Here is a 25,293-nt window from a genome sequence, read left to right on the forward strand (position 1 = left end):
CCCCAGGGACTCACAGCCCGAGGGACTCACAGCCCCAGGGACTCATAGTCCGAGGGACTCATAGCCCGAGGGACTCGCAGCCCCAGGGACTCACAGCGTGTGCTGGACCAGCAGGAACGCGCCGATCCCCAGCATCGCCGCCCCGGAGGTCCGGGTGACCGCCCGCGCCGCCGCCGGGCGGGCGCCGAGCAGCGCGCGGGCGCCGAGGCCGACCGCGAGGTAGACGGCGGCGCAGCACGCCATGTGGAGCAACCCGAGCGCGGCGGTCTGCGCGGGGACCGGCAGCCGGCCGCCGTCCGTGACGAGGAACTGCGGCAGCACCGACAGGTACAGCAGCAACCCCTTCGGGTTCAGCCCGCTGATCATCGCCCCGCGCAGGAACACCCGGTCCCCGGTGCCGGCCGCCGCCCCGGGCACCCCCGGCCGGCGCAGCACGCTCCACCCCAGCCACACCAGATACGCCGACCCGGCCACCGTCAGTCCGGTCAGCAGCGCGGGCGAACCCGCCACCAGGACGGCGAGACCCGCGGCCGCCAGCGCGGTGTGCAGGGCGTACCCGCTCACCAGACCTCCCACGGCCCGCGCCACCGAGCCGCCGCGCAGTCCCGCCGAGATCGCGTACGCCCAGTCGGCGCCCGGCACACAGACCAGCAGCAGGTCGAGCGCGAGGAAGGAGAGAAGGGTTCCGGAGTCCATGCTGGGGAGATTAGGCTGGAATGGCCCGAAAGTGCTGTCGAAGTTTGCTCGGCGTCCCCTGTCGTGAGGGAGGATCTGCCTCATGGACGACGTGGACCGGAAAATTCTTGCCGAGCTTCAGCAGGACGGGCGGCTGACCGTGACCGAGCTGGCCGGGCGGGTGCGGCTGAGCGTCTCGCCCTGCCACCGGCGGCTGCGCGAGCTGGAGCGGTCGGGGGCGATCAGCGGCTACCGGGCCGTCGTGGAGCCGACGGCCGTGGGGCTGACCTTCGAGGCGCTGGTCTTCGTCTCGATGCGGCAGGAGGACCGGGACACCGTCGCCGGGTTCGAGCGGGCCATCGGCGAGATCGAGCACGTCCTGGACGCCCAGCGGCTGTTCGGGGAGCCGGACTATCTGCTCCGGGTGGCCACCGCCGACCTCGCCGCCTTCCAGCGGCTGTACGACGAGCGCCTGGCCACCCTGCCCGGCGTGCAGCGGCTGACCTCGACGCTGGTGATGAAGCACGTCGTCCGTGACCGGCCGCTGCCCGCATAGCACGGCAGGCGGCGGTTCACCCGGTGCCCACCGGGGTGAACCGCCGCCTGCCTGACAGGACGTGGGGCCTGAAGAGACCCAGAAGGGTTCCGGGGCCGCTACTTGGACGGCTTCTTGCCGGTCACGCCCAGATGCACCAACAGCGCCAGATTGGGCTTGAGTTCGGCCTGCTTGACGCCCCAGGTCTGGAAGCCCTTCTGGTGCGAGGCCACCGCCGCGAGCATCGCGACGAGCGAACCCGCCACCGCGGCCGGGTTGACGTCCTTGTCGACCTTGCCCTTGGCCTGCAACTCCGCGACCGCGTCCGCGAGGGAGTTGTTCACCGAGTTCAGGATCTTCATCCGGATCTTGTAGAAGCGCTTGTCGCCCTCGGCGGCGCCGAGGTCCACCACGCGCAGGATCGCGTCGTTCTTCCGCCAGAACTCCAGGAATCCGTCGACGAGTTCCTGCGCGGTCTGCCAGCCGGACTTGCCGACCCACGACCGCCCCGCGAGCAGCTCGGTCAATCCGGCGCCCTCCGCGGCCATTTGCTCGGCGACCTCCAGGACGGCGCCCTCGACGTCCGGGAAGTACTGGTAGAAGGTGGCGGGCGAAGTGCCCGCCTTCCGGGCGACATCGATGACTTTGACGTCCCGGTAGGGAGAGGAGCTGAGCATCTCGCTGAGGCAGTCGAGCAGCTTCTGCCGGGTCGCCTGCCCACGCCGGCCGGCCACGCGGCCGTCGACGGTACGCACTTGTCCTGTCATGTCGTCAGCTTACCGAGGGGTGATCGGAGCGCGATTCGGCCGACTGCAAATGGGGTGCCCGGCCGCGGGGAGGCAGGTGTCCCTGGTCTGCGGCGCGCACAAGGGGCCGTTACTTTGGCGGCATGGCCGAAAACAGGGCATCCGGGTATGTCGAGGGCGTCCCCTGCTGGGTGGACGCCCAGCTCCCCGACGTCGAGGCGGGCAAGCGGTTCTACGGTGAGCTCTTCGGATGGAGCTTCGACGAGCGGGGATACGCGCTCAAGGACGGGGAGCCGGTCGCCGCCCTCGTCCCCAAGACGGACGGACGGATGCCGACCGTCTGGACGGTCCACTTCGCCACCCCCGACGCCCAGGCGCTGGCCCGGCGGATCCGGGAGGCGGGCGGCCAGATCGTCACCGCGCCCGTCGAGGCCGGCGCCGGGGACGGGGTGACGGCCCTGGTCACCGACCCGGAGGGCGCCGTCTTCGGCCTCTGGCAGGCGGGCAGCCACCCCGGCTTCGGGCGCCGCCGTGAACCCGGCACCTTCGCCTGGGCCGAGCTGTACGCCCGGGACACCGAGGCCGCCAACGACTTCTACGGCGACCTCTTCCACGAGGCCCTGTTCGGCCCCGGTGCCGAGCCGGACTTCGGCCGCGCCCCGGTCTCCGACGTCTTCCCCGCCGAGATGCCGCCCCACTTCCTCGTCCACTTCGCCGTACGGGACTGCGCGGAGGCCGTCGAAGCCGTGCGGCGACTGGGCGGACGCGTCCAGGCTCCACCCTTTGAGACGTCGTACGGCACGGTGGCCGTCGTCACCGACAATCAGGGGGCGTCGTTCGCGCTGCTCCAGCGCTCGAACTGAGGCTTTTGTCCGAAGACACCCCGATCTGACCCCGGGTTCGCAACCGTGCCCGCGTACAGGAAGAATCGGGGTGCGTGCCGCCATGGCGGTGCGGTGGTGAGACGCTGCACGGGGCCGCGTACATACGTGGGTGACGCGGCCCGTACGGGGAGGTGGCAGGCAAGTGGTGGATCAGCTGACACAGCACGATCCGCGGCGTATCGGGCCGTTCGAGGTGCTGGGACGGCTGGGGGCCGGCGGCATGGGGCTGGTCTATCTCGCGCGCTCGGCGTCCGGACGGCGGGTGGCGATCAAGACGGTCCGCACGGAACTCGCCGAGGACCAGCTCTTCCGCGTCCGCTTCACGCGCGAGGTCGAGGCGGCCCGGGCCGTCTCCGGCTTCTACACCGCGGCCGTGGTCGACGCCGACCCGCGCGCCGCCGTGCCGTGGCTGGCCACCGCGTACGTCCCCGCGCCCTCCCTCGAGGAGATAGTGAACGAGTGCGGGCCCCTGCCGGCCCAGGCGGTGCGCTGGCTGGCGGCGGGCGTGGCGGAGGCGCTGCAGTCGATCCACGGCGCCGGCCTGGTCCACCGCGACCTCAAGCCCTCCAACGTCCTCGTCGTCGAGGACGGCCCCCGGGTGATCGACTTCGGGATCGCCTCCGGTGTCTCGAACACCCGTTTGACGATGACGAACGTCGCCGTGGGCACCCCCGCCTACATGTCCCCCGAGCAGGCGAAGGACTCCCGCAGCGTCACGGGCGCGAGCGATGTCTTCTCGCTGGGCTCGATGCTGGTCTTCGCGGCCACCGGCCACCCGCCCTTCCACGGCGCCAACCCGGTGGAGACGGTCTTCATGCTGCTCCGGGAGGGCCCGGACCTCGAAGGCCTCCCGGACGAACTGCGCCCGCTCATCGAGTCCTGCATGCAGATGGAGGCGACCGCCCGCCCCAACCCGGCCGACCTCCAGGCCCAGCTCGCCCCCCACCTCTTCGGCTCCGGCTCGGACGACAGCGGTACGGCGTCGGCGTGGCTGCCCGAGCGGGCGGTGAGCCTGATCGAGGCCCGCCGCAACGGCCGCCCGCCGGCCAAGCCCGGCCCCGCCCCCTCGGGCCGCAGCGCCGGCCGCGCGGTGCCGCCCCCGCCCCCGCACGCGCCGCCCGTCCCGGCCGGCGCCCCCGACACCGGCCCGGTGCGCCTGGCGGGCGCCCAGGTCCCGATCGGACCGGGACCGCGCGTCGCCGACGCCCGCGCCGCCGCCGTGAAGGCACCGCCGCCGGAGGCCGGCCTGGTCGCCTCCTGGTCCAAGCCGCGCCCCGGGGTCAACGGCACCGACGCGGCCGTGGGCCCGGCCGTGCCCCCCGCGCCGGCCGCGCCCCCGGAGACGGCGAGCGGCTGGCGCCCCTGGCGGTTCCGCATGTCCAACGACGTGTGGGGCACGCCCGCGGTCTCCGGCGACCTGGTCTACGTCACCTCCTTCGAGGTGCACGCCCTGGACGTCGGCACCGGCCGCCGCCGCTTCAAGACGAGGGACGTCGCCTGGTCGATGGCGGTCGCGGACGGCCGCATCCACGCCTCCGACGGGCCCACCCTCTTCGCCCTGGACTGCCGGGAGGGCGGGGACCTGTGGCGGCTGCCGACGGACGCCTGGGTCTACTCCCTGAAGGCCGAACGCGGCACCGTCGTCACCGGCACCCGCGGGGGCGGGGTGCAGGGCTGGGAGGCGTCCACCGGACAGAAGCTGTGGGAGCTGACCGGCGCCCAGACCGACTTCGAGTCCCCCGAGGCGGGCCCCGCCCTGCACGAGGGCACGGTCTACGTCTGGCAGGACGCCCGGCTGCGCGCCCTGGACGCCCGTACGGGTGACGAGCGCTGGTCGTACCCCATCGGCGACGCGGCGTCCTGCGGCGGCGTCCCGGTCCGGGTCTCGCAGGCGGTGGACGGCTATGTCTACGTCTCCGCGGGCACCCGGGTCCTGGCGCTCGACGTCACCTCGGGGCAGGTCCGCTGGCACTTCGAGGCCCCGGCGGTGTTCCTCTGCCCGCCGGCCTTCGTGCCGGGCCCGGCGGTGACCGGCGGCGGCGTGTACCTCGCCGACTACCTCGGCACGGTGTACGCCCTGGACGCGACCGACGGCCGCGACCGCTGGCGGATCGCGACGGAGTCCAGATCCTCCATCGAGCCGGTGCTGGTGGCCGCGGGCCATGTGCACGTGGGCAGCGGCAAGGGGCTGTACACGCTGGACGCGGTCACCGGAACACCGAAGTGGCGCTTCCAGGCGGGCGGGGAGATCGTGGGCGCGCCGTCGGTGGCCGAGGGCCGCATCCACTTCGGCTCCACCGACCATCTGCTCTACACCCTCAAGGCCGACGACGGCCGGCTGCGCTGGAAGCTGGCGACCGGCGGCGAGATCACCGGCTCGCCGCTGGTGCGGGACGGGGTGGTGTACGCGTGCAGCAAGGACCGGTGCGTGTACGCGCTGGACGCGGAGAAGGGCACGGGCACCGCACGCACGGCGTGAGGCGTGGGGGACGGCCGTCGTACCGGCGCACGGAAGGGAGTCCGGACGGCGGCCGCCGCTGCCGGGAGCGGCCGGGACGCCGCTCTCCACCCCGACGCTACGCCGGGGACGACCTGGTCGCCACGCGGTGACATGATCGTGACAGGCGGTCAGTAGGGTCGCCGTCATGGATCTTCGGGGGCGCAGGCTCAGGTACGCGGCGGTGACGGCGATGGTGGTTCTGGCGCTGACGGGCTTCTCGTCGGGCCGTGGCACCGGCGGCAGCGGCGGGGACGGTGACTCGGGCGGCGGGTGCAGCAGCTCCGGCCAGGACCACGACAGTTCGTCCTCGCGCCAGGACGACTACGACGACTATGACGACTACGACGACTACGACGGCTCCGGCTCGGGCGGCTCCGGTTCCGCCGAGGCGGCGCGGGGCACCACGGTGGAGCTGGTGAGCTGCGCGACCGAGGCCGACCCGTACGCGGTCGTCGAGGTCACCAACCCGGGCGGTGTCAGCGACCAGGTCACCGTCGTCGTCCACTTCCTGGACGCCCAGGCCGCCGTGGTGGACCTGGCCACCGTCGACGAGGTCGTCCCGGCGAACGAGACGGTGACCGTCCAGGTCGGCCTTCCCGACGCGGCCGTGGCGGCCCGGGTCGACCACTGCGAGGCCGAGCTGATGCCCGGCACGACCGGCTGACGGCGCTCACCTCACCCGGGGGCTCCCGGTCCGCCGCCCCGCGAACAGCTCCGCCTGCCGCTCGGCGGGCGCGTTGCCGAGCGCGATGAGATGCGGGGCCTGGGCGAAGGCCGGGGCACGGGCCGCCTCCTGGGCCGCCCACAGGGCACGGACGGTGCCCTGGACGGCCTCGGCGGGGTAACCGGCGATCACGCGGGCGCACTTCAGTGCGGCCGACAAGTGGCCGCCCTCCTCCGTGAGTTCTGAGACCAGACCCACCTCGTGGGCCCGCCGGGCGGAGATCCGCTCGGCGGTGCCCATGAGCATCATCCGCGCCACCTCGCCCGCGGGCATCCGCTGCGCCATCAGCGCCGACTCGTAGGCGCTGACCATGCCGTAGGCGGTGTGCGGGTCGAAGAAGGCGGCCGTGGGGTCGGCGATCAGGAAGTCGCACTCGCCCAGCAGATAGAAGGCCCCGCCGCAGGCCATCCCCCGCACCGCCGCGACGACCGGCTTCCACAGGTCGTTGGACTTGGGCCCGATCCTCAGCAGCGGATCGTCCTGCATGTACGGCGAGTTCGGCTGCTCCACCACGGCATCCCGGTCGATCCCGGTGCAGAAGGCCCGCTCCCCGGCGCCGGTGAGGACGAGCGCGCGCACCGAGTCGTCGAAGCGGAACGCCCGCCAGGTGTCGGCGAGTTCCCGTGCCATGGCGAGGTCGATGGCGTTGAGCCGGTCGGGCCGGTCCAGGGTGACGACCGCGACGCCGGTGTCCCGGTCGGCGGAGACGCGCAGGGTCACGGCCGCTCCAGAACCCACTGCGGCAGCCCGCCGGGAGCGAAGACGGCCCGCACCCGGGCCCCGATGCGCACCCGGTCCGGCGGCAGGGAGCCGAGCGGCTCACCGGCCCGGCCGACGAGGTTGCCGACCAGGCGGATCCGGGGCGCGTCGACGAGCTCGACGAGCACCACGTTGTACGGGGCCCGCGCCGCGTACTCGGGCAGCAGGGGCGGGTGCGGGACGACGTAGGACCAGATGCGGCCCTGTCCCGTCACGGGCCGCCACCGGCTCGCGAAGGACTGGCAGTGCGGGCAGCACGGCCGGGGCGGGAAGCGGGGCTCGGCGCAGTCGGCGCAGGTCTGGACGCGGAGTTCGCCCCGGGCGGCGTACCGCCAGAAGGGGGCGCCGTCGGCGTCGGTGACGGGGGTGAGCATCCTGGATCAACTCCTCAGCAGCAGCGCGGAGGTGGGCACGCCCTCACCGGCGGTGACCAGGCAGGTGGCGGCGCCGGGGACCTGGGCGGTGCTGGTGCCGCGGAGCTGCTTGACGCCTTCGGTGATGAGGTTGAAGCCGTGGACGTACGCCTCGGACAGGCCGCCGCCCCCGGTGTTGAGGGGCAGCCGCCCGCCGATCTCCAGGGCACCGCCCTCGGTGTACGCCCCGCCCTCCCCGCGTGCGCAGAAGCCGTAGCCCTCCAGGGAGAGCGGGACGAGCGGGGTGAAGGCGTCGTAGATCTGGGCGACGTCGATGTCCTGCGGGGTGAGGTCGGCGTGCTTCCACAGGTGCCGGGCGGCGGTCCAGGCGGGGCCGGTGAGGGGATCGTCGTTCCAGTAGTTGACCATGCCGTGGTGCTGGGCGGGCAGGCCCTGGGCGGCGGAGTGGACGTATACGGGCCTTTGGGCGCAGTCGCGGGCCCGTTCCCTGGTGGTGACGACACAGGCCAGCGCGCCGTCCGTCTCCAGGCAGTTGTCGTACAGGCAGAGCGGTTCGCTGATCCAGCGGGAGGTCATGTACATCTCGCGGGTGAGCGGGCGGTCGTACATGATCGCGGCGGGGTTCTGGTTGGCGCGGTTGCGGCAGGCGAGGGCGACGTTGAACAGATGGTCCCGGGTGGTGCCGTACTCGTGCATGTGGCGGCGCGCCAGCATGGCTATCTCGTCGACCGGGCGCAGCAGCCCGAAGGGGCGCGTCCACTGGGCGGGCGTGGGGAGTTGGACATCGGTGTTGGTCCAGGGTCTGGGCCCGCTGCCGCGTTTGCGGGAGCGCCAGGCGACGCCGACCGTGGCCTGGCCGGCCGCGATGGCGGCGGCGAGGTGGGCGACGGTGGCGCACGAACCACCGCCGCCGTAGCCGACTTTGCTGAAGAAGGTGAGGTCACCGAGGCCGACCGCCTTGGCCAGCTCCACCTCGTCCGTCTCCTCCATGGTGTAGGAGGCGAGCGCGTCGACCTCGCCCGGTGCGATTCCGGCGTCGTCGAGCGCGGCGAGGACGGCCCGGCAGGCGAGGGTGCGCTCGTCCTCGGGGAGTTGCCTGGCGAAGGCGGTCTGCCCGATGCCCACGATGGCGGTGGCGTCCTTGATCCCGGCCATGCTGCCCCTCCCGTTCGCCGCCACTGACAGGTCGTCAGGTTATAGCTAATCTGACGGGTAGTCAGCTAGTGGTGGGGAGGCTGTTGTGCGCGGTGACGTGGAGTGGGGCAGCATCGCGGGGCTCGTCCGGTACGCGGCCGAGCGGTACGCGGACGCCGAGGCGGTGGTGGACGGCCGTACCCGGATCTCCTACGCCGGACTGGGCGAGCGGGTCTCGCGGTCGACGGCGGCGTGCGTCGCGCACGGGATCCGGCCGGGCGACCGGGTGGCGATCTGGGCGCCGAACTCCCTGGACTGGATCGTGGCGGCGCTGGGCGCGGTGTCGGCGGGAGCGGTGCTGGTGCCGCTGAACACCCGGTTCAAGGGGGCGGAGGCGGCGGACGTGCTGCGGCGCAGCGGGGCGCGGCTGCTGTTCGTGACGGGGACCTTCCTGGGGACGTCGTACGTGGCCTCGCTGCGGCGGGCGGGGCTCGCGTCGCTGCCCGCGCTGGAGCGGGTGGTGGTGCTGGCGGACGACGCGCCGGAGTCCTTCCTGACCTGGAAGGACTTCCTGGCGAGCGGGGAAGGGCCGGCGGGTGACCCGGTCGACGTAGACCCGTCGTCGCCGTCGGACATCGTCTACACCTCCGGTACGACGGGCCGCCCGAAGGGGGCGGTGATCACGCACGGCCAGACCCTGCGGGCGTACGAGGTCTGGAGCGACCTGGCGGGCCTTCGCCGCGGCGACCGCTATCTGATCGTGAACCCCTTCTTCCACACCTTCGGCTGGAAGGCCGGGGTGATCGCCTGTCTGATGCGCGGGGCGACGATGATCCCGCAGCCGGTGTTCGACGTGGACACCGTGCTGGCGAACGTGGCGGCGGAGGGAGTCTCGGTGCTGCCGGGCCCGCCCACGCTGCTGCAGTCCCTGCTGGACCACCCCGCCCGCGGGGCCTTCGACCTCTCGGCGCTGCGGCTGGTGGTGACGGGGGCGGCGGTGGTCCCGCTGCGGCTGGTGGAACGGCTCCGCTCGGAGCTGGGCGTGGCCACCGTGCTGACCGCCTACGGCCTGTCGGAGGCGAGCGGGATCGTGACGATGTGCCGCCGGGGGGACGACCCGGCGGTGATCGCGTCGACGTCGGGCCGGGCGATCCCGGGCACGGAGGTACGGGTGGCGGCGCCGCTCGGGGAGCCCGGGGAGATCCTGGTCCGCGGGTTCAACGTGATGCGCGGGTACTGGCAGGACGCGGCGGCCACCGCGCAGGCGCTGACGCCGGACGGCTGGCTGCGGACGGGGGACGTGGGCGTCCTGGACGCGGCGGGCAACCTCCGGGTGACCGACCGCATCAAGGACATGTACATCGTCGGCGGCTTCAACGCGTACCCGGCGGAGATCGAGCAACTCCTGTGCCTGCACCCCGATGTGGCGGACGTGGCGGTGGTCGGGGTGCCCGACGCGCGGCTGGGCGAGGTGGGGCGGGCGTACGTGGTCCGCAGGGCCGGGTCCGTCCTGACGGCGGACGACCTGATGGCGTGGGCCCGCCGGGAGATGGCGAACTACAAGGTGCCGCGGTCGGTGGAGTTCGTGGCGCGGCTGCCGCGGAACGCGAGCGGGAAGGTCGTCAAGAGGGCGCTGCGGGGGACGCCGGAGACGTGATCCGGCGTCCCTGGTGCGTGCGGCCGGGCTCAGCCGAAGGCGCGGACAGCCTGGTAGTAGGTCCAGGCGGTGCTGTTGCAGGCGGTCTTGGTGGCGCCGCCGTAGTTGTTGCAGACGCGCTTGAGGTCCTCGTAGAAGGCGCTGTCGAGGCGGGACTTGTTGGCGCTGAAGGTGCCGGCGGCCTTGTAGTTGCGGTAGCCGAAGTCGTGGCGGGCGCAGGACATCTGGAACGGGAAGCCGAAGGGGTTGTCCGGCGAGGTGGAGCAGTAGTCGGTGGACCAGTCGAAGCCGTAGGCCGACCAGGCGCCCTGGTTGGCCCGGGCGGAGGCCCACGCGTTGTAGCTGCTCGCGCTGGTCTGTGTCCAGCTGGACAGGACCTGCGGCTTGTCGGCGGGAGCGGCGTCGGCCGCGGTCGCGGTGGCGACGGCGGTGACGAACGCGAGGGACGAGGTTGCCAGTGCGGTACCGAGTCTGCGGTGCATCCCACACCTCCATGAGGCTGCCGCCCGACTGTCGGGGGGCAGGTTCATGTCATGAGGATGCTCGCGTTCTATGCGCGTTCACACCGGGCGGGACCAAATAGCTTGCGAACGACGGGAGGTGAAGGGTGATCAGGTGGTGAACGGAAGGACCGCGTGCGCGGGAACAAACGTCCGGCCTCCGTCGTTTGACCCGAGCCGACCTGAACCTTCCGACCCGAGGAGTACCTTGCCCTCTTCCACCGACAGTTCCGTGGTCCTGCCGGGGCTCGTGACGCAGGCGGAGCGTCTGATCGAACTCGGCGTGCACGCGTCCGCGGGGATCACCCCGGACGAGATGCGGGCGTTCGCCGAGAAGGCCGAGAGCGCCTCGGGTGCCGCGGCGGCCGAGGGCGCCCTGCTGGCCGTCCACCCCGACCGCGCCCCCGCCTCGGCCCTCGCCCCGCTCCTGGTCCGCGACGGCAGGCCCGGGTTCGTCGTCACGGACATGCCGGACGTCGACGAGTTCACTCCGTGCGCCGTCGAACTGCCGGATGCCCCGCTCTATCTGGTCCACGGCGTGGACCGCGGCGACGACATGGCGAACTGGAGCCCGGAGGAGGCGCTTCCCGCGCTCACCGGGCGGGGCCGCAGCCCGCTGGTGCTCGCCGAGGGCATCCACTGGATCCTCCAGCAGCCGGCCGTCCTGGAGCGCAACCACTGCTTCATGACCATCGGCTCGCGCCTGCGCAAGCCCAACGGCACGCTGGACGCCCGTACCCCGGCGATCTGGATCAGCAACGGCACGGGCCGGGACGGCAAGGAGCGCCGCAACGCCCCCAAGGTCGGCTGGTGCTGGTGGGGCAACCGCCACACCTGGCTGGGCTTCGGCTCGGCCGCCGCCCGCACGTCCTAGCCCCGCACGCACCTCGGCCGCGACGGCTCCCCCTCCGCGCCGCCGCGGCCGATCCCCCTGCGGGAAACGTGCAGTGCTGCCGGCCGTCAGGCCGGGTTGTCCGTGGCGTGCACGTTCTCCGTGGACGCGTCGCCCGTGGCCTCGGCCTTGAGCTTGAGCGGCTCGCTGGTGGCGTGCACGTTCTTGGTGGTGATCGGCTCGCCGGTGGCGTGGACGTTGTCCGTCGTGGCGTCGCCGGTCGGCTCGCCGGTCGCGTGGACGTTCTCGGTGCTCGTCTCTTCGGTCATTCGCTTGCTCCCCTGCAAGAAAGAACGTGGTCCGGAAGTACAAGATCCGCCCGGCAACTCCCCCGTGGACTGCCGGGCGGATCTTGCAGGGCCGGTTCACCCTAAGGGTCTCGGCCCCGGCCGTTCCGCCTGCCCCCCGACGCGACGGCCCGGCACCACTGAGACTGCCGGGCGGCGATAAACGAACGATGAACGTCCCTTCCCGGGCCTGCAACCAGGCTCAGGGACCCGCACCCGGGCTCAGACCGCCGCCTTGGGAGCCAGCAGAGCCCTGACCCCGTCCGCCTCCGGGGCGCCCAGCGCCTCGAAGATGTCCAGGGCCTCGCGCCAGCACACCCGGGCCCGGTCGAGCTGGCCGATGCCGTTCAGGGCGCGTCCGAGCACGGTGAGCACGTTCCCCCGCCGCCACTCCCCGCCGATGCCGCGCAGAACGGTCAGCGCGATCTCGGCGTTGGCCGCGCCCTGAGCGGGCCGCCGGGCGGCGATGTCCACTTCGGCGAGGCGGAACAGGGTCATGCCCTCCCACAGCCGCTGCCGGCTGTCCCGGAACACCTGAAGGGCCTGGTGCAGGCAGCCCGCCGCGTCGTTCAGCTGCCCGCTCTGGGTCAGCGCCAGACCGAGCGCGTACCGGCCGTTGGCGCCCTTCAGCGCGTGCCCCATGTTGTCGTACATGGCCGCGCCCTGCCGGGCCAGCGCCACCGCGCTCGCCGTGCGGCCGGTGGCCAGGTGGATCCGCGACAGGTTGCACAGCGCGCTCGCCTCGCCGGGCCGGTCGCCCAGAGCCCGGAAGTCGTCGATGGCGCGGGTGAAGTACGCCTCGCCCTCCTCGTGCCGGTTCTGGTACAGCGCGACCACCCCGCTGATGTTGGCGGCCCAGCAGCCGGTGAGCGGATCCCCGGCGGCGGCCAACTGGACGGCTTCCTGCGCCTCCTGGAGGGCCACGTCGAACCGGCTGCCGGAGATGTGGTGCACGAAGGCCAGCTCGGTCAGGGCGCGGCCCTCCGCGTGCGGATCCCCGGCTTCCCGTGCCGCGTTCCGCAGCAGCGCGGCGACCGCCTCGTACTCCTTGGAGTTGGCCCCCGACTCCGCCAGGTCCACCGCCGCCCAGAGCACGTCGACGGCGCGGCGCAGCGCCCCCGTCCGCGCGGCCTGACGGACACAGGCCAGCAGGCACACGGCCTCCGAGTACAACCAGTCCTGCGCGGCCCGCCGCGTCCCGAACGTCAGCCCCGGGTAACGGCTTTGCTCCAGGTGGTCCACCAGCCGGTCCCCGGGCCGCTCGATCAGGTACACCTCGCCGACCGTCGCCAGATAGAAGTCCAGCAGCCGCGACAGCGCCGCGTCCCCCTCGCTCGGTGGCTGTTCGTCCCGTTCCGCGCACGCACGCGCGTAGAGGCGGACCAGGTCGTGGTAGCGGTAGCGGCCCGGGGCCGCCGATTCCAGGAGGGACGTGTCGACCAGGGACTCCAGCAGGTCCTCCGTCTTCTCCACCGGAAGGTCCAGCACCGCTGCCGCCGCCGCCAGCGAGATGTCCGGGCCGTCCGCCAGGCCCAGCAGCCGGAAGGCGCGGGCCTGGGCCGGCTCCAGCTGGCCGTAGCCCAGCTCGAAGGTCGCCTTCACCGCCAGGTCGCCCGCCTGGAGCTCGTCCAGCCGGCGCCGCTCGTCCGCCAGCTTCGCCGCCAGCACCGACACCGTCCAGGTGCGCCGGGCCGCCAGCCGGGAGGCCGCGATACGGATCGCCAGCGGCAGGAAGCCGCACGCCGCCACCACGTCCAGCGCCGCCTCGCGCTCCGACGCCACCCGCTCCTCGCCCACGATCCGCGTGAACAGCGACAGCGCCTCGTCGGGGGACATCACGTCCAGGTCGATCAGGTGCGCGCCGGCCAGGTCCACCATCCGGGCCCGGGACGTCACCAGCGCCGCGCACCCCGAGGTGCCGGGCAGCAGCGGCCGCACCTGCGCCGCGTCCCGCGCGTTGTCCAGCAGCACCAGCACCCGCCGGCCGTCCAGGACCGAGCGGTACAGGGCCGCCCGCTCCTCCAGGGAGTCCGGGATCGCCGAGTCCGCCGTGCCCAGGGCCCGCAGGAACGACCCCAGGACCGTCTCCGGGTCCGCCGCCCGCGCCCCCGCCCCCTGGAGGTCCACGTACAGCTGGCCGTCCGGGAACGCGCCCTTCGCCTGATGGGCCACGTGCACCGCCAGCGTCGTCTTGCCCACCCCGCCGATCCCGGCCAGCGCCGACACCGCCATCACCCGGCCCTCCGCCGACGCCAGCACCGCGCTCAGCTCGGACACGAAGGCCGAGCGGCCGGTGAAGTCGGGGACGGTGGCCGGGAGCTGGGCCGGGCGGACCGGGACCACGGACGGTTCAGCGAGCGGCGCGGAGGGTTCCGCGAGGCCCGGGTCCGCCTGGAGGATGCGCTGCTGGAGCTCCCGCAGCCCCGGCCTCGGGTCCACGCCCAGCTCGTCGGCCAGCAGGCGCCGGGTGTCCGCGTACACCGCCAGCGCCTCCGCCTGGCGCCCGGAGCGGTACAGCGCCAGCATCAGCAGCTCGCGCAGGCGCTCGCGCAGCGGGTGGGCGGCGGTGAGCGCCGTCAGCTCCGAGACCGCCTCCGCGTGGCAGCCCTGTTCCAGGTCCATGTCCAGGCGGGACTCCAGCAGCTGGAGCCGCCATTCCTCCAGGCGGACGCGCTGCGCCTCGGCATAGGGCCCGGGGACGCCCGCCAGCGGTTCGCCGTCCCACAGCGCCAGTACCCGGTTCAGTACGTCACGGGCGTGGCACAGGTCCCCGGCCCCGCGCGCCTTCTCCGCCTCCGTCGCCCACTCCTGGGCCAGCGACAGGTCGAGCGCGCCGTCGCCGAGGCCCCGGACCGCGTAGCCGCCGGACTCGCTCGCCAGCACGCCGGGGTCCAGCACCTTGCGCAGCCTGGAGGCGTACGTCCGCAGCGCCGCCAGTGCCTGGGACGGCGGTTCCTCGCCCCACAGGGCGTCGATCAGCTCCGCCGCCGTGGCCGTACGGCCCTCGCGCAGCAGCAGGGCCGCGAGCAGGGCGCGTTGCTGGGGGGAGCCGGTGTTCAGCAGCTCCTCCCCGCGCCAGGCGCGCACCGGTCCGAGCACGCCGAACCGCAGCGCCACCGGCCCCTGCGAGCCGCCACGCCGCTGCTCCGGCACCCGCGGTACACCGTCCATCGCCGTCCCCCCGGAGAACGTCCTGACAACGCAGGCCAGTTTGCCTTGTTCACGGCGGATGCGTCAGCCGTGCGAGACGCCACTCACAGCCAGACGTGCGGTACACCACAAGGCCCTCACAACCTCGTCGCACAGTTCCGCTCGGTGCCGGCCCCCCGCACGGCAGCTGACGGACCGTCAGATCGGCGCTACCGTGAGGCCCATGGAGACCAAACCGACCCTTCCCCTGATCATCTCCGTCGACGACCACACGGTGGAGCCCCCGCAGGTGTGGCGGGACCGGCTCCCGAAGAAGTACCTGGACATCGGGCCCCGCGTCGTCCGTGCCCCGCTGAAGGAGATGACCTTCCTCGGGGGCCGCTTCAAGCCCGTCATGGGCGAACCGGGGGACGACGGCCCGATCGGCGACTGGTGGGTCTACGAGGACCTGCGGCGGCCCCTCACCCGGCTCGACACCGCCGTGGGCTACGACCGCGACGAGATCAAGCTGGAGATCATCACCTACGAGCAGATGCGGCCGGGGTCGCACGACGTGCCCGCCCGCCTCGCCGACATGGACGTCAACCACGTCCAGTCGGCCCTGTGCTTCCCCACCTTCCCCCGCTTCTGCGGCCAGACCTTCACCGAGGCGGACGATCACGAGCTGGGGCTGCTGTGCGTGCGGGCGTACAACGACTGGATGGTGGAGGAGTGGTGCGGTCCCCAGGCGGGAGGGCGGCTGGTCCCGCTCACCCTCATCCCGCTGTGGGACGCCGAGCTGGCGGCGGCGGAGGTACGGCGCAACGCCGCCCGCGGGGTGCGGGCCGTGGCCTTCTCCGAGATACCCCCGCACCTCGGACTCCCCTCCGTCCACACCGACGACTGGGACCCCTTCCTCGCCGCCTGCGACGAGACCGGCACGGTCGTCGCCATGCACATCGGCTCCAGCAGCCGGATGCCCTCCACCTCCGCGGACGCGCCGCCCGCGGTCGGCTCCACCATCACCTTCGCCAACTGCTGCTTCTCCATGGTCGACTGGCTGATGAGCGGCAAGTTCGAGCGCTTCCCGAACCTGCGCGTGATGTACGCCGAGGGACAGATCGGGTGGATCCCCTACATCCTGGAACGCGCGGACGTGGTGTGGGAGGAGAACCGGGGCTGGGGCGGAGTCGCCGACAAGGTGCGCCGGCCACCGTCCGAGCTGTTCGCCGGCCATGTCTACGGCTGCTTCTTCGACGACGCCTTCGGGCTGCGCAACCTCGACTCCATCGGCGTCGGCAACGTGCTCTACGAGACCGACTACCCGCACTCCGACTCCACCTGGCCCAAGTCCCGGGAGGTCGGCGAGGCGCAGATGGGGCACCTGGACGCGGACGTCGTCGAGCGGATCGTACGGCGCAACGCGATCGAGCTGCTCCAGCTCACCCCGGACGGGCTCTGGTCGCCGTGAGGTACGGAATCCAGCTGCCGGTCCAGTCCCAGAGCACCCTGTACGCCGAGCCCTGGGAAGCCGGCGCCGGGCCCGCGGACCTGCTCGCCGTCGCCCGCGCGGCGGACCGCGCCGGCTTCGGCTACCTCGCCTGCTGCGACCACGTGGCCGTCCCGCGCCGCCTCGCGCCCGCGATGAGCACGGTCTGGTACGACCCCGTCGCCACCCTCGCCCACCTCGCCGCCGTCACCGAACGGGTACGGCTGCTCAGCCATGTCGCCGTGGTCGGCCTGCGCCACCCCCTGCTCACCGCCAAGCAGTACGCCACCCTCGACCACCTCTCCGGCGGACGCCTGCTCCTCGGGGTGGGCGCCGGACACGTGGAGGAGGAGTTCACCGCGCTGGGAGTGGACTTCCGCCGCCGGGGTGCCGTGCTCGACGAGGCCATCGACGCGCTGCGGGCCGCGCTCGGCCCGGAGGAGTTCCCCGAGCACCACGGCAAGCTGTACGACTTCGAGGGGCTCGGCCAGCTCCCCAGGCCCGCCCAGGAGCGCGTCCCGCTCTGGGTCGGCGGCTCCTCGCCCCCCGCCGTGCGCCGGGCCGCGCTCAAGGGGGACGGCTGGCTGCCCCAGGGGGACCCACGGGACCGGCTGCCCCAGCAGATCGCCCGGATCCGGCAGCTGCGCGAACAGGCCGGAATCGAGACCCCCTTCACCGTCGGCGCCATCGCCGAACCCCTCTATGTCGGCACCCCCGCCTGGCACGTCGGCCGCCGCACGCTCACCGGCGGCCCGGACCGGCTCGCCGAGTCGCTGCGGGTGTACCGGGCGATGGGCGTGGACCAGATACAGGTGCGGTTCCGCAGCCGGAGCCGCGCCGAACTCAACGACCAGATCGCGGCGTTCGGCGCCGGCGTAGGACCCCACCTGTGAGGAGTCGGCACATGGGCAAGCTGGACGGACGGGTCGTCATCGTCACCGGCGCGGCGCGCGGCCAGGGGGAGCAGGAGGCGCGGCTGTTCCGCCAGGAAGGGGCGTCGGTCGTCGTGGCGGACGTGCTCGACGATCAGGGGGAGGCCCTCGCCAAGGAGATCGGGGCGCTGTACGTCCGGCTCGACGTGGGCGAGGAGGAGCAGTGGCGGGCGGCCGTGCGGCGGACCAAGGAGGCGTACGGGCGGATCGACGGGCTCGTCGCCAACGCCGGCATCCTGCGCTTCAACGCCCTGGTGGACACCCCGCTCGACGAGTTCATGCGGGTCGTCCGGGTCAACCAGGTCGGCTGCTTCCTCGGCATCAGGACGGTCGCGCCCGAGATGGCGGACGGCGGCACCATCGTCACCACCGCCTCCTGCACCGGGCTGACGGGGATGGCGGCCGTCGGGGCGTACGCGGCCACCAAGCACGCCGTCCTCGGGCTCACCCGGGTCGCCGCGCTGGAACTCGCCGCCCGGGGCATCCGCGTCAACGCCATCTGCCCCGGCGCGATCGACACCGCGATGTCCCACCCGGCCCAGTTGGACCCGGCGGCGGACACGCGGGAGACGGCACGGGCACTGGACGGGCTGTACCGCAAGCTCGTGCCGCTCGGCCGGATCGGGCGGCCCGAGGAGGTGGCCCGGCTCGCCCTCTTCCTGACCTCGGAGGACTCCTCGTACATCACCGGGCAGCCGTTCGTGATCGACGGCGGATGGCTGGCCGGGGTGTCGGTCGGCTGACGGGCCGTCAGCTATTGACGCCTCATGCGTACGGTGCCACAGTCAGCAATCTGACGATCCGTCAGAAAGTGATCGGAAGATCAGGAACTCCAGACCGGGGACGGTGAACCGCCGTGGAATTCGGGCTCTTTGTACAGGGATACGTCGGCAGGCGCGCGGAGACCGATCCGCTCGCCGAGCACAAGGCGCTGATGGAGGAGACCGAGTACGTGATCGCGGCGGACCGGGCGGGCTTCAAGTACGCCTGGGCGTCCGAACACCACTTCCTGGAGGAGTACTCGCATCTGTCCGCGAACGACGTGTTCCTCGGGTACCTGGCCCACGCCACCGAGCGGATCCACCTCGGCTCCGGGATCTTCAACCCGCTCGCCCAGGTCAACCACCCGGTCAAGGTCGCCGAGAAGGTGGCCATGCTCGACCATCTCACCGGCAACCGCTTCGAGTTCGGCAGCGGTCGGGGTGCCGGGTCGCACGAGATCCTCGGGTTCCTGCCCGGCATCACGGACATGAACCACACCAAGGAGATCTGGGAAGAGACCATCGCCGAGTTCCCCAAGATGTGGCTCCAGGACGAGTACGCCGGGTTCCAGGGCAAGCACTGGTCGCTGCCGCCGCGGAAGATCCTGCCGAAGCCGTACGGGAAGTCCCACCCCGCGATGTGGTACGCCGCCGGGTCGCCTCCGTCGTACTCCATGGCCGCGCGGAAGGGGCTCGGGGTGCTGGGGTTCAGCGTGCAGAAGGTCTCCGACATGGAGTGGGTGCTGGAGCAGTACAAGACGGCGATCGTGGACGCGGAACCGATCGGGGACTTCGTCAACGACAACGTGATGGTGACGACCACGGCGATCTGTGCCCCTACGCATGAGGAGGCGGTGCGGGTGGCCGTGAGCGGGGGGCTGCACTATCTGCCGTCGCTCGTCTTCCGGTACCACGACACGTTTCCCCGGCCCGAGGGGTTTCCGGTGTGGCCGGAGACGTTGCCGGAGTACACCGAGGAGTTCGTCGAGGTGCTCATCGAGGAGGAGCTGCTGATCTGCGGGGATCCCGATGAGGTGCTGCGGCAGTGCAAGCGGTGGGAGCAGGCGGGGGCGGATCAGTTGAGCTTCGGGCTGCCGGTGGGGGTGCCGAAGGAGGAGACGCTGCGGACGATCCGGCTGATCGGGGAGCACGTGATTCCGAAGATCGATACGGATCCTGTTCATCGGACCACGCGGTTTCGGAGGGGTGTCTGATCGCCGTCGGCGGGTGCGGGGTCGTTGTGGCTGGTCGCGCAGTTCCCCGCGCCCCTGGGTAAGACACGGCACCCCTAGTCCAGGAGGTGAACCCCCATGCTCGATCACGTCATTCACGGGGCGTCCGTTGTTGATGGCACCGGTGGCCCCGCCTACACCGCCGACGTCGGCATTCGGGACGGGCGTATCGCTGTCATCGCCCCCGGTGTCACCGAAGATGCCCGCAGCCGTGAGGACGCCGCCGGGCTCGTGCTCGCTCCCGGGTTCGTCGATCCCCATACCCACTACGACGCCCAGCTATTCTGGGATCCGTACGCCACGCCCTCCCTCCATCACGGCGTGACCACCGTCGTCGGCGGGAACTGCGGGTTCACGCTCGCGCCGCTCCATCCCGGGCGGCCCGCGGACGCCGACTACACGCGGCGCATGATGTCCAAGGTCGAGGGGATGTCGCTGGTCGCGCTGGAGGAGGGGGCGCCCTGGAGCTGGCACGGGTTCGGGGAGTACCTCGATGCCCTGGAGGGGCGGATCGCCGTGAACGCCGGGTTCATGGTGGGGCATTGCGCGCTGCGGCGGTACGTGATGGGGGAGGCGGCCGTCGGGGGGCAGCCGAGCCGGGAGCAGCTCGACGCCATGGTGCGGCTGCTGCACGACGCCATGGACTCCGGGGCCTGGGGGTTCTCCACCACCCAGTCGTCCACGCACTCCGACGGGGACGGGCAGCCGGTCGCCTCCCGGCACGCGCGGCCCGCGGAACTGCTCGCCCTGTCCAGGGCCGTCGGGGAGCACGAGGGGACGCAGATCGAGGCGATCGTCGCCGGGTGCCTCGACCAGTTCAGCGACGCCGAGATCGAGCTGTTCGCGGAGATGAGCGCGGCGGCCGGACGGCCCCTGAACTGGAACGTGCTGACCATCGACGCCGCCGTGCCCGAGCGGGTGCCCCGGCAGCTCCTCGCGAGCGAGCGGGCCCGGAAGGCCGGTGGCCGGGTCGTCGCGCTGACCATGCCGATCCTGACCCCGATGAACATGTCCCTGGGCACCTTCTGCGCGCTGAACCTGATCCCCGGGTGGGGGCCGGTCCTGGGGCTGCCCGTGCCGGAGCGGATCGCCCGGCTGCGGGACCCCGCGGTCCGCGCCGGGATGCTGGAGCGCGCCGCCTCCAAGGAGGCCGGCGTCTTCCGGCGGCTCGCGGACTTCGGGCGGTACGTCATCGGCGACACCTACAGCGAGACGAACCGCGGGCTCACGGGCCGGGTGGTGCGGGACATCGCGGCCGAACGGGGGCAGGACCCGTTCGCCTGCCTGGTCGAGATCTGCGCCAACGACGAGCTGCGGACCGTGCTGTGGCCCATGCCGCCCGACAACGACCCCGAATCCTGGGCGCTGCGGGCCCGGACCTGGCAGCACGAGGACGTCCTGCTCGGCGGCTCGGACGCGGGGGCGCACCTGGACCGGATGTGCGGGGCGCCGTACACGACGCGCTTCCTCGGTGACTGTCTGCGCGGACGGAAGCTGGTCGGTCTGGAGCAGGCCGTGCGGATGCTGACCGACGACCCGGCCCGGCTCTTCGGGCTGCGCGAGCGGGGGCGGGTGAGGGAGGGATTCCATGCGGACCTGGTGCTCTTCGACCCGGAACGGATCGGCGCCGGCACGGCCACCCTGGTGCACGACCTGCCGGGTGACAGCCCGCGCCTGGACTCCAAGGCCCTCGGGGTGCACGCCGTGTGGGTCAACGGGGTCGCGGCGATCCGGGACGACGTGGTGACCGGCGCGGTGCCGGGGAAGGTGCTGCGGTCCGGGCGGGACACCCGGACGGTGAGCACCCGGTGACGCAGCGGTTGTTCCTCGGGGGGTCGTGGGCGGAACCCGAGGGCGGCTTCTACGACGTCCTCGACCCGGCGACCGAGGGCACCGTCGGTCCGGCTCCCGAGGCCACGCCGGAGCAGGCGCGCGCGGCCTGTGCTGCGGCCCGGGAGGCGTTCGGGCCCTGGTCGCGGACGGCGCCCGAGGAGCGGGCCGCGATCCTCGGCCGGGCCGCCCGGCTGATCCGGGACCGGCTGGTGCCGTACGCCGCGCTGGCCCAGGCCGAGACCGGCGCCACGACCGGCACCGCGCGCGGGATGCAGGTCGGGGTGGCCGCCGCCCGCTTCCAGCGGTACGCGCGCGTGGAGCCCGCCGAGTGGGCCGTCCCGCCGCAGATCAACGAGGCCGGGCCGATGGGGCGGGCCGGGGTGATGGGCGCGCTGGCCGTGCGGCAGCCCGTCGGGGTCGTCGCCTGCGTCTCCTCGTACAACAACCCGTGGGCCAACGCGGCGGGCAAGATCGCCCCCGCGCTGGCGATGGGCAACACCGTGGTGGTGAAGCCCGCCCCGCAGGACCCCCTGTCCGTGTACCGGATGGCGGAGGTGCTGGAGGCGGCCGGGGTGCCGCCGGGGGTGGTCAACGTGGTCTCCGGGGCCTCGGTGGCGGTGGGGGAGGCGGTGGTCGCCTCCGCGGACGTCGACATGGTGAGCTTCACCGGCTCCACGGCCGTCGGACGCCGGATCGCCGAGGTGTGCGGGCGGGGCATGAAGCGCCAGCTGATGGAGCTGGGCGGGAAGGGCGCGGCGCTCGTCTTCGACGACGCGGACCTCGGCTCGGCGGTGGCCGGGATCGGGACGACGTTCTCCTTCTACAGCGGGCAGATCTGCACGGCGCCGACCCGGGTGCTGGCGCAGCGGGGGGTGTACGACCGGCTGGTCGAGCAACTGGCCTCTTATGCGAGCCGGTTGAAGGTGGGTGATCCCAGGCGGCCGGACACCGTGGTCGGGCCGGTGATCTCCGCGGCGCACCGGGAGCGGGTGGAGTCCTACGTGGAGACCGGGCGCAAAGAGGGCGCGGTCGTGGTGACCGGTGGCGAACGGCCGCCGCTGGAGCGGGGGTTCTATGTCAGCCCGACCCTTCTCGCGGACTGCTCCAACGACATGACCGTCGCCCGCGAGGAGATCTTCGGCCCGGTCGTCGCGGTGGTCCCCTTCGACGAGGAGGACGAGGGGGTCGCCCTCGCCAACGACTCCGACTACGGGCTGATCGACTACGTCTGGTCGGGGGACGTGGCGAGGGCCTTCCGGGTCGCCCGGCGGCTCAGGGCCGGAGGCGTGGGCGTCAACACGGTCGGCCGGAACATGGAGGCGCCGTTCGGCGGCTTCAAGAAGAGCGGCGTCGGCCGCGACGTCGGCTCCTACGCCCTGCACGCCTACGGCGAGGTGCAGTCGATCGTCTGGCCCGGGTAGCTCAGTCCACCAGGTCCACCCGCACGGTCAGCAGTTGCGCGCCGATCAGGCGGACCGCCGCGCTGTTGAAGCGGGGCAGGGTCCGCAGCCGCGCCACCGGGTCGTCCTCCGGCATCAGGTGGGCCGTGCCCTCGTGCCAGCGGCCGTGGACGCGGACCCGTACCTTCGGGTCGGCCAGGATGTTGCGCACGTACTGCGACCGCTCGCCGAACTCCGAGACCAGCCAGAAGGAGTCACCGATCCGGCGGCCGCCGACCGGAGTGCGGCGGGGCAGGCCCGACGTGCGGCCCGTGGTCTCCAGCAGGGTGTGCTGCGGCAGGCGGCGCATGACGGCGTTGAGCCGGCGCTGAAAGGCCCTGGCGGTCCGGTACTTGCGCTCGATGCTGCGGGACATGGTCGGCAGGACTCCTGTCATCGGCCGGTACGGCGGTGTGCGGGCGCGTTCACCTGTGTTTCGCGAGTCCGTCGACTCACGGTTCAACCGCGCCCCCTTTAATGGTGCCCTTGACGGTGCCATGACCGAGGGGTGGGTGGCCGTGCGCGTGGTGACCTGGAACCTGTGGTGGCGGTTCGGGCCGTGGCGTGAACGGCAGAAGGCGATCCGCTCCGTGCTGCGCGACCTGCGGCCCGACCTCGTGGGCCTGCAGGAGGTGTGGGCCGCCGACGGGGAGAACCTCGCCGAGTGGCTGGCGGACGAGCTGGGCCTGCACTGGACCTGGGCGGCCTCCCCGGCCCCGGAGCGCTGGCGGCGGCGGATCGGCGACCCGTCGGTGGACATCGGCACCGCCGTGCTGAGCCGCTGGCCGGCCGAGGAGGCGGAGGTCCTGCGGCTGCCCGTGCCGCCCGAGCTCGACGACGGGCGGCTCGGCCTGTACGCGCGCACGGGCCCGGTGTCCTTCGTCACCGCGCACCTGACGTCCGTGCCGAACGCCGGAGCCGTACGCCGCCAACAGGCCGCCGCACTAGCCGAGTTCGCCCGCCGCGACGGCACCGTGATCGTCACCGGCGACTTCAACGCCGAGCCGGACGCCCCCGAACTGCGCCTCCTGCGGCGCGACTTCCGCGACGCCTGGACGCGGGCCGACCCGACCGCCCCGGCCGCGACCTGGGCCTGGGACCCGGAGCTGCCGTACAACCCGGGCGGTCCCCGGCAGGGGGCGCGGATCGACCACGTCCTTCTGGGCGGGCCGGGGTCCGTACGGCAGGTGCACCGGGCCGGGGACCGCCCGGTGGACGGGGTCTGGCCCTCCGACCACACGGCCGTCGTGGCGGACCTCGACCTCCAGGCGCCCTAGGCGCTAGTCGCGCCCCAGGAAGATGGGATTGGTGAACGCCGCCAACGCCCCCGGCAGCGGCGCCAGGACCGCCTCGTGCCGTACCTCCGCCCGCACATAGGCCGCGTACGAAGGCGTCGTCCGCCACTCCACCGTCCCGCTCCCGGTCACCGGCAGCGGCCCGCTGGTGAACAGCACCCCCTGATCCGTGACGAAGCGGACCTGGCACCGCGGCGCCCCCGTGACCTCCAGCCGCACCGTCACCGGCGTGTCCCGGTCCACCCGCAGCCGCTCCCCGATCCCCGCGTGCCGCCCCCGCCCGCCGGCCGCGGTGAAGGCCAGGGACACGTGCCGGGACTCGGCGACGTACGACCGCCCCGCGCGGATCCCCGCCAGGACGGCCTCCCGGCTCAACTCGTCGGCGAGCACCACCGTCTGCGGCGAGCCCACGGGGTCCGGGTCCCGGTGGGCGTCGCTGTTGCCCATGGCCGGGATCCAGTCCCGCCCCGCCCGCACGGACGCCACCAGCATCCCGTCCCAGTCGGCCAGCGCCACCTCGTCGTCGGGGGTGTACGGGCCGTTCCACACCTCCACCGCGTCCGCTTCGCCGAAGCCGAACTTCCAGGTGCAGCCGATGCAGGTGGCGTGCGGATGGGCCGGTACGACCAGACCGCCGGCCGCGCGGATCCGGCGGGCGAACCTGCCGAAGCGGTGGTCGCGGGCCCGGTAGCGCCAGTCGACGAAGGTGCCGGGATCCGTGCCGAGCGCCAGGAGGTGGCCGTTGCGGGTGGTGACCTCCTCGCCCAGCAGCACCAGGAGGTCGTCGCCCGCGACATCGGCCCAATGGGCGTGCGCGGAGTGCGTGTTGTGCTCGGAGCTGTTGATGAAGTCCAGGCCCGCGGCCCGGGCGAGCCCGGCGATCTCGGCGGGGGTGCGGCGGCCGTCGGAGTACCAGGAGTGCAGATGGCAGTCGCCGCGGTACCAGGCCCGGCCGCGCCCCCTGGCCCGCTCGGGCGGGTACACCGGCTCGGCCACGGCGCCCTGCTCGCCGTAGGAGAGCGTGACCGTCAGCTCGTAGGCCAGGCCCTGGGGGGCGACGGTGTAGGGGCCGAGGGCGATGTGCCAGGTGCCCTCGTTCACCGGGCCGGGGAGGTAGCCGGGGGTCGCGTCGTCGGCACGGACGAAGAACTCGGTGCGGGCGCCGCCGGACCAGCCGCGGAAGCCCTTGCCGCCCAGCGCGGTGCCGTGTTCGTCGAAGAGGCCGATGTCGAGGGCGTTGCCGGGGGTGCCGGCGGGCACGGCCGGGCGGTCATAGGTGTAGGAGACCCTGATCTCCCGGACGCCGTCGGGTACTTCGACGGGGACGTACACGAAATCGGGCGAGCCGGGCGGCAGTGTCCCGCGGACCGTGCGGGTCTCGGTGTGGTACATGTCGTCCGCCCCTCTCGCGAAGGCCACGCTCCCCACCGTGAGTGCCGCCGCGGCGCCGGTCACGAACAGGGCGCGTCTTCCGAGCCTTGCGTCGTCGTCACACATGCCCGGGAGTCTTCCCCGC

Annotated in this window: 23 protein-coding genes; 13 read left to right on the forward strand and 10 right to left on the reverse strand. The window is 72.9% G+C overall.

Features of this window, described 5'->3' with window-relative positions; translation table 11 throughout:
- Positions 1-90: 90 nt before the first annotated feature.
- A complete protein-coding gene (locus tag ACWD1Z_RS11070) occupies positions 91-696 on the reverse strand; it encodes a LysE family translocator (protein ID WP_451117530.1) in 606 nt (201 codons plus the stop codon).
- A gap of 82 nt (positions 697-778) precedes the next feature.
- On the opposite strand from ACWD1Z_RS11070, the gene ACWD1Z_RS11075 reads away from it, so the two are divergent.
- The gene (locus ACWD1Z_RS11075; RefSeq protein WP_250071985.1) at positions 779-1,231 is read left to right on the forward strand and encodes an Lrp/AsnC family transcriptional regulator; all 453 of its coding nucleotides are present in this window, start codon (positions 779-781) and stop codon (positions 1,229-1,231) included.
- A gap of 98 nt (positions 1,232-1,329) precedes the next feature.
- On the opposite strand, the gene ACWD1Z_RS11080 is transcribed toward ACWD1Z_RS11075, so the two are convergent.
- Complete coding sequence (locus tag ACWD1Z_RS11080; RefSeq protein ID WP_389418428.1) at positions 1,330-1,965, reverse strand: TetR family transcriptional regulator; 636 nt, start codon at positions 1,963-1,965, stop codon at positions 1,330-1,332.
- Between the two features lie 134 nt (positions 1,966-2,099).
- Between ACWD1Z_RS11080 and ACWD1Z_RS11085 the strand changes: the two genes are divergently transcribed.
- The 3 genes from ACWD1Z_RS11085 to ACWD1Z_RS11095 all read left to right on the forward strand — a co-directional run bounded on the left by ACWD1Z_RS11085 (position 2,100) and on the right by ACWD1Z_RS11095 (position 6,004).
- A complete protein-coding gene (locus ACWD1Z_RS11085) occupies positions 2,100-2,819 on the forward strand; it encodes a VOC family protein (RefSeq protein ID WP_451117532.1) in 720 nt (239 codons plus the stop codon).
- A gap of 163 nt (positions 2,820-2,982) precedes the next feature.
- The gene (locus ACWD1Z_RS11090) at positions 2,983-5,319 is read left to right on the forward strand and encodes an outer membrane protein assembly factor BamB family protein (protein ID WP_451117534.1); all 2,337 of its coding nucleotides are present in this window, start codon (positions 2,983-2,985) and stop codon (positions 5,317-5,319) included.
- Positions 5,320-5,485: 166 nt separating this feature from the next.
- A complete protein-coding gene (locus ACWD1Z_RS11095) occupies positions 5,486-6,004 on the forward strand; it encodes a hypothetical protein (protein WP_451117535.1) in 519 nt (172 codons plus the stop codon).
- A 6-nt stretch (positions 6,005-6,010) separates the two neighbouring features.
- Here ACWD1Z_RS11095 and ACWD1Z_RS11100 read toward each other — a convergent pair whose 3' ends face one another.
- The 3 genes from ACWD1Z_RS11100 to ACWD1Z_RS11110 are packed head-to-tail and all read right to left on the reverse strand — an operon-like array spanning position 6,011 to position 8,352.
- On the reverse strand, positions 6,011-6,784 hold the full coding sequence (locus ACWD1Z_RS11100; protein ID WP_451117537.1) for an enoyl-CoA hydratase/isomerase family protein: 774 nt from the start codon (positions 6,782-6,784) through the stop codon (positions 6,011-6,013).
- A complete protein-coding gene (locus ACWD1Z_RS11105) occupies positions 6,781-7,197 on the reverse strand; it encodes a Zn-ribbon domain-containing OB-fold protein (RefSeq protein ID WP_451117538.1) in 417 nt (138 codons plus the stop codon). The genes ACWD1Z_RS11100 and ACWD1Z_RS11105 overlap by 4 nt, the downstream gene beginning before the upstream one ends.
- Positions 7,198-7,203: 6 nt before the next feature.
- The gene (locus ACWD1Z_RS11110; protein WP_451117540.1) at positions 7,204-8,352 is read right to left on the reverse strand and encodes a lipid-transfer protein; all 1,149 of its coding nucleotides are present in this window, start codon (positions 8,350-8,352) and stop codon (positions 7,204-7,206) included.
- Between the two features lie 85 nt (positions 8,353-8,437).
- On the opposite strand from ACWD1Z_RS11110, the gene ACWD1Z_RS11115 reads away from it, so the two are divergent.
- Entirely contained in the window at positions 8,438-9,988 is a 1,551-nt protein-coding gene (locus ACWD1Z_RS11115) for a FadD3 family acyl-CoA ligase (protein ID WP_451117542.1), read from the forward strand.
- Positions 9,989-10,017: 29 nt separating this feature from the next.
- Here the strand turns inward: ACWD1Z_RS11115 and ACWD1Z_RS11120 are convergent, their stop codons facing one another.
- Positions 10,018-10,470 carry a phospholipase gene (locus ACWD1Z_RS11120; RefSeq protein ID WP_389418208.1) on the reverse strand — a complete coding sequence of 151 codons (453 nt, stop codon included), beginning with the start codon at positions 10,468-10,470 and terminating at the stop codon, positions 10,018-10,020.
- 226 nt (positions 10,471-10,696) lie between these two features.
- On the opposite strand from ACWD1Z_RS11120, the gene ACWD1Z_RS11125 reads away from it, so the two are divergent.
- Positions 10,697-11,362: a DUF5701 family protein gene (locus ACWD1Z_RS11125; RefSeq protein WP_451117545.1), complete on the forward strand. Its 666-nt coding sequence runs from the start codon at positions 10,697-10,699 to the stop codon at positions 11,360-11,362.
- A gap of 86 nt (positions 11,363-11,448) precedes the next feature.
- On the opposite strand, the gene ACWD1Z_RS11130 is transcribed toward ACWD1Z_RS11125, so the two are convergent.
- Together ACWD1Z_RS11130 and ACWD1Z_RS11135 are read right to left on the reverse strand one after the other, a co-directional pair.
- A complete protein-coding gene (locus ACWD1Z_RS11130) occupies positions 11,449-11,649 on the reverse strand; it encodes a hypothetical protein (protein WP_389418210.1) in 201 nt (66 codons plus the stop codon).
- Between the two features lie 240 nt (positions 11,650-11,889).
- Entirely contained in the window at positions 11,890-14,838 is a 2,949-nt protein-coding gene (locus tag ACWD1Z_RS11135; protein ID WP_451117546.1) for a BTAD domain-containing putative transcriptional regulator, read from the reverse strand.
- A gap of 202 nt (positions 14,839-15,040) precedes the next feature.
- On the opposite strand from ACWD1Z_RS11135, the gene ACWD1Z_RS11140 reads away from it, so the two are divergent.
- The 6 genes from ACWD1Z_RS11140 (at position 15,041) to ACWD1Z_RS11165 (ending at position 22,464) form a co-directional block, all read left to right on the forward strand.
- Positions 15,041-16,267: an amidohydrolase family protein gene (locus ACWD1Z_RS11140; protein ID WP_451117547.1), complete on the forward strand. Its 1,227-nt coding sequence runs from the start codon at positions 15,041-15,043 to the stop codon at positions 16,265-16,267.
- Positions 16,264-17,178, forward strand: a complete 915-nt coding sequence (locus ACWD1Z_RS11145; RefSeq protein ID WP_451117549.1) for an LLM class F420-dependent oxidoreductase — start codon at positions 16,264-16,266, stop codon at positions 17,176-17,178. The genes ACWD1Z_RS11140 and ACWD1Z_RS11145 overlap by 4 nt, the downstream gene beginning before the upstream one ends.
- A gap of 11 nt (positions 17,179-17,189) precedes the next feature.
- Positions 17,190-17,960 carry an SDR family NAD(P)-dependent oxidoreductase gene (locus ACWD1Z_RS11150; RefSeq protein WP_451117551.1) on the forward strand — a complete coding sequence of 257 codons (771 nt, stop codon included), beginning with the start codon at positions 17,190-17,192 and terminating at the stop codon, positions 17,958-17,960.
- 113 nt (positions 17,961-18,073) lie between these two features.
- Entirely contained in the window at positions 18,074-19,192 is a 1,119-nt protein-coding gene (locus tag ACWD1Z_RS11155) for an LLM class flavin-dependent oxidoreductase (protein WP_451117553.1), read from the forward strand.
- A 96-nt stretch (positions 19,193-19,288) separates the two neighbouring features.
- A complete protein-coding gene (locus tag ACWD1Z_RS11160; protein ID WP_451117554.1) occupies positions 19,289-21,022 on the forward strand; it encodes an N-acyl-D-amino-acid deacylase family protein in 1,734 nt (577 codons plus the stop codon).
- Positions 21,019-22,464 carry an aldehyde dehydrogenase family protein gene (locus ACWD1Z_RS11165; protein ID WP_451117556.1) on the forward strand — a complete coding sequence of 482 codons (1,446 nt, stop codon included), beginning with the start codon at positions 21,019-21,021 and terminating at the stop codon, positions 22,462-22,464. The genes ACWD1Z_RS11160 and ACWD1Z_RS11165 overlap by 4 nt, the downstream gene beginning before the upstream one ends.
- A 1-nt stretch (position 22,465) precedes the next feature.
- On the opposite strand, the gene ACWD1Z_RS11170 is transcribed toward ACWD1Z_RS11165, so the two are convergent.
- Complete coding sequence (locus tag ACWD1Z_RS11170) at positions 22,466-22,858, reverse strand: nitroreductase/quinone reductase family protein (RefSeq protein WP_451117558.1); 393 nt, start codon at positions 22,856-22,858, stop codon at positions 22,466-22,468.
- Positions 22,859-22,979: 121 nt separating this feature from the next.
- On the opposite strand from ACWD1Z_RS11170, the gene ACWD1Z_RS11175 reads away from it, so the two are divergent.
- On the forward strand, positions 22,980-23,759 hold the full coding sequence (locus ACWD1Z_RS11175) for an endonuclease/exonuclease/phosphatase family protein (RefSeq protein ID WP_451117560.1): 780 nt from the start codon (positions 22,980-22,982) through the stop codon (positions 23,757-23,759).
- A 3-nt stretch (positions 23,760-23,762) separates the two neighbouring features.
- Here the strand turns inward: ACWD1Z_RS11175 and ACWD1Z_RS11180 are convergent, their stop codons facing one another.
- Positions 23,763-25,274 carry a CehA/McbA family metallohydrolase gene (locus tag ACWD1Z_RS11180; protein ID WP_451117561.1) on the reverse strand — a complete coding sequence of 504 codons (1,512 nt, stop codon included), beginning with the start codon at positions 25,272-25,274 and terminating at the stop codon, positions 23,763-23,765.
- Positions 25,275-25,293 lie beyond the last annotated feature (19 nt).

Source organism: Streptomyces sp. NPDC002784, from assembly GCF_053592135.1.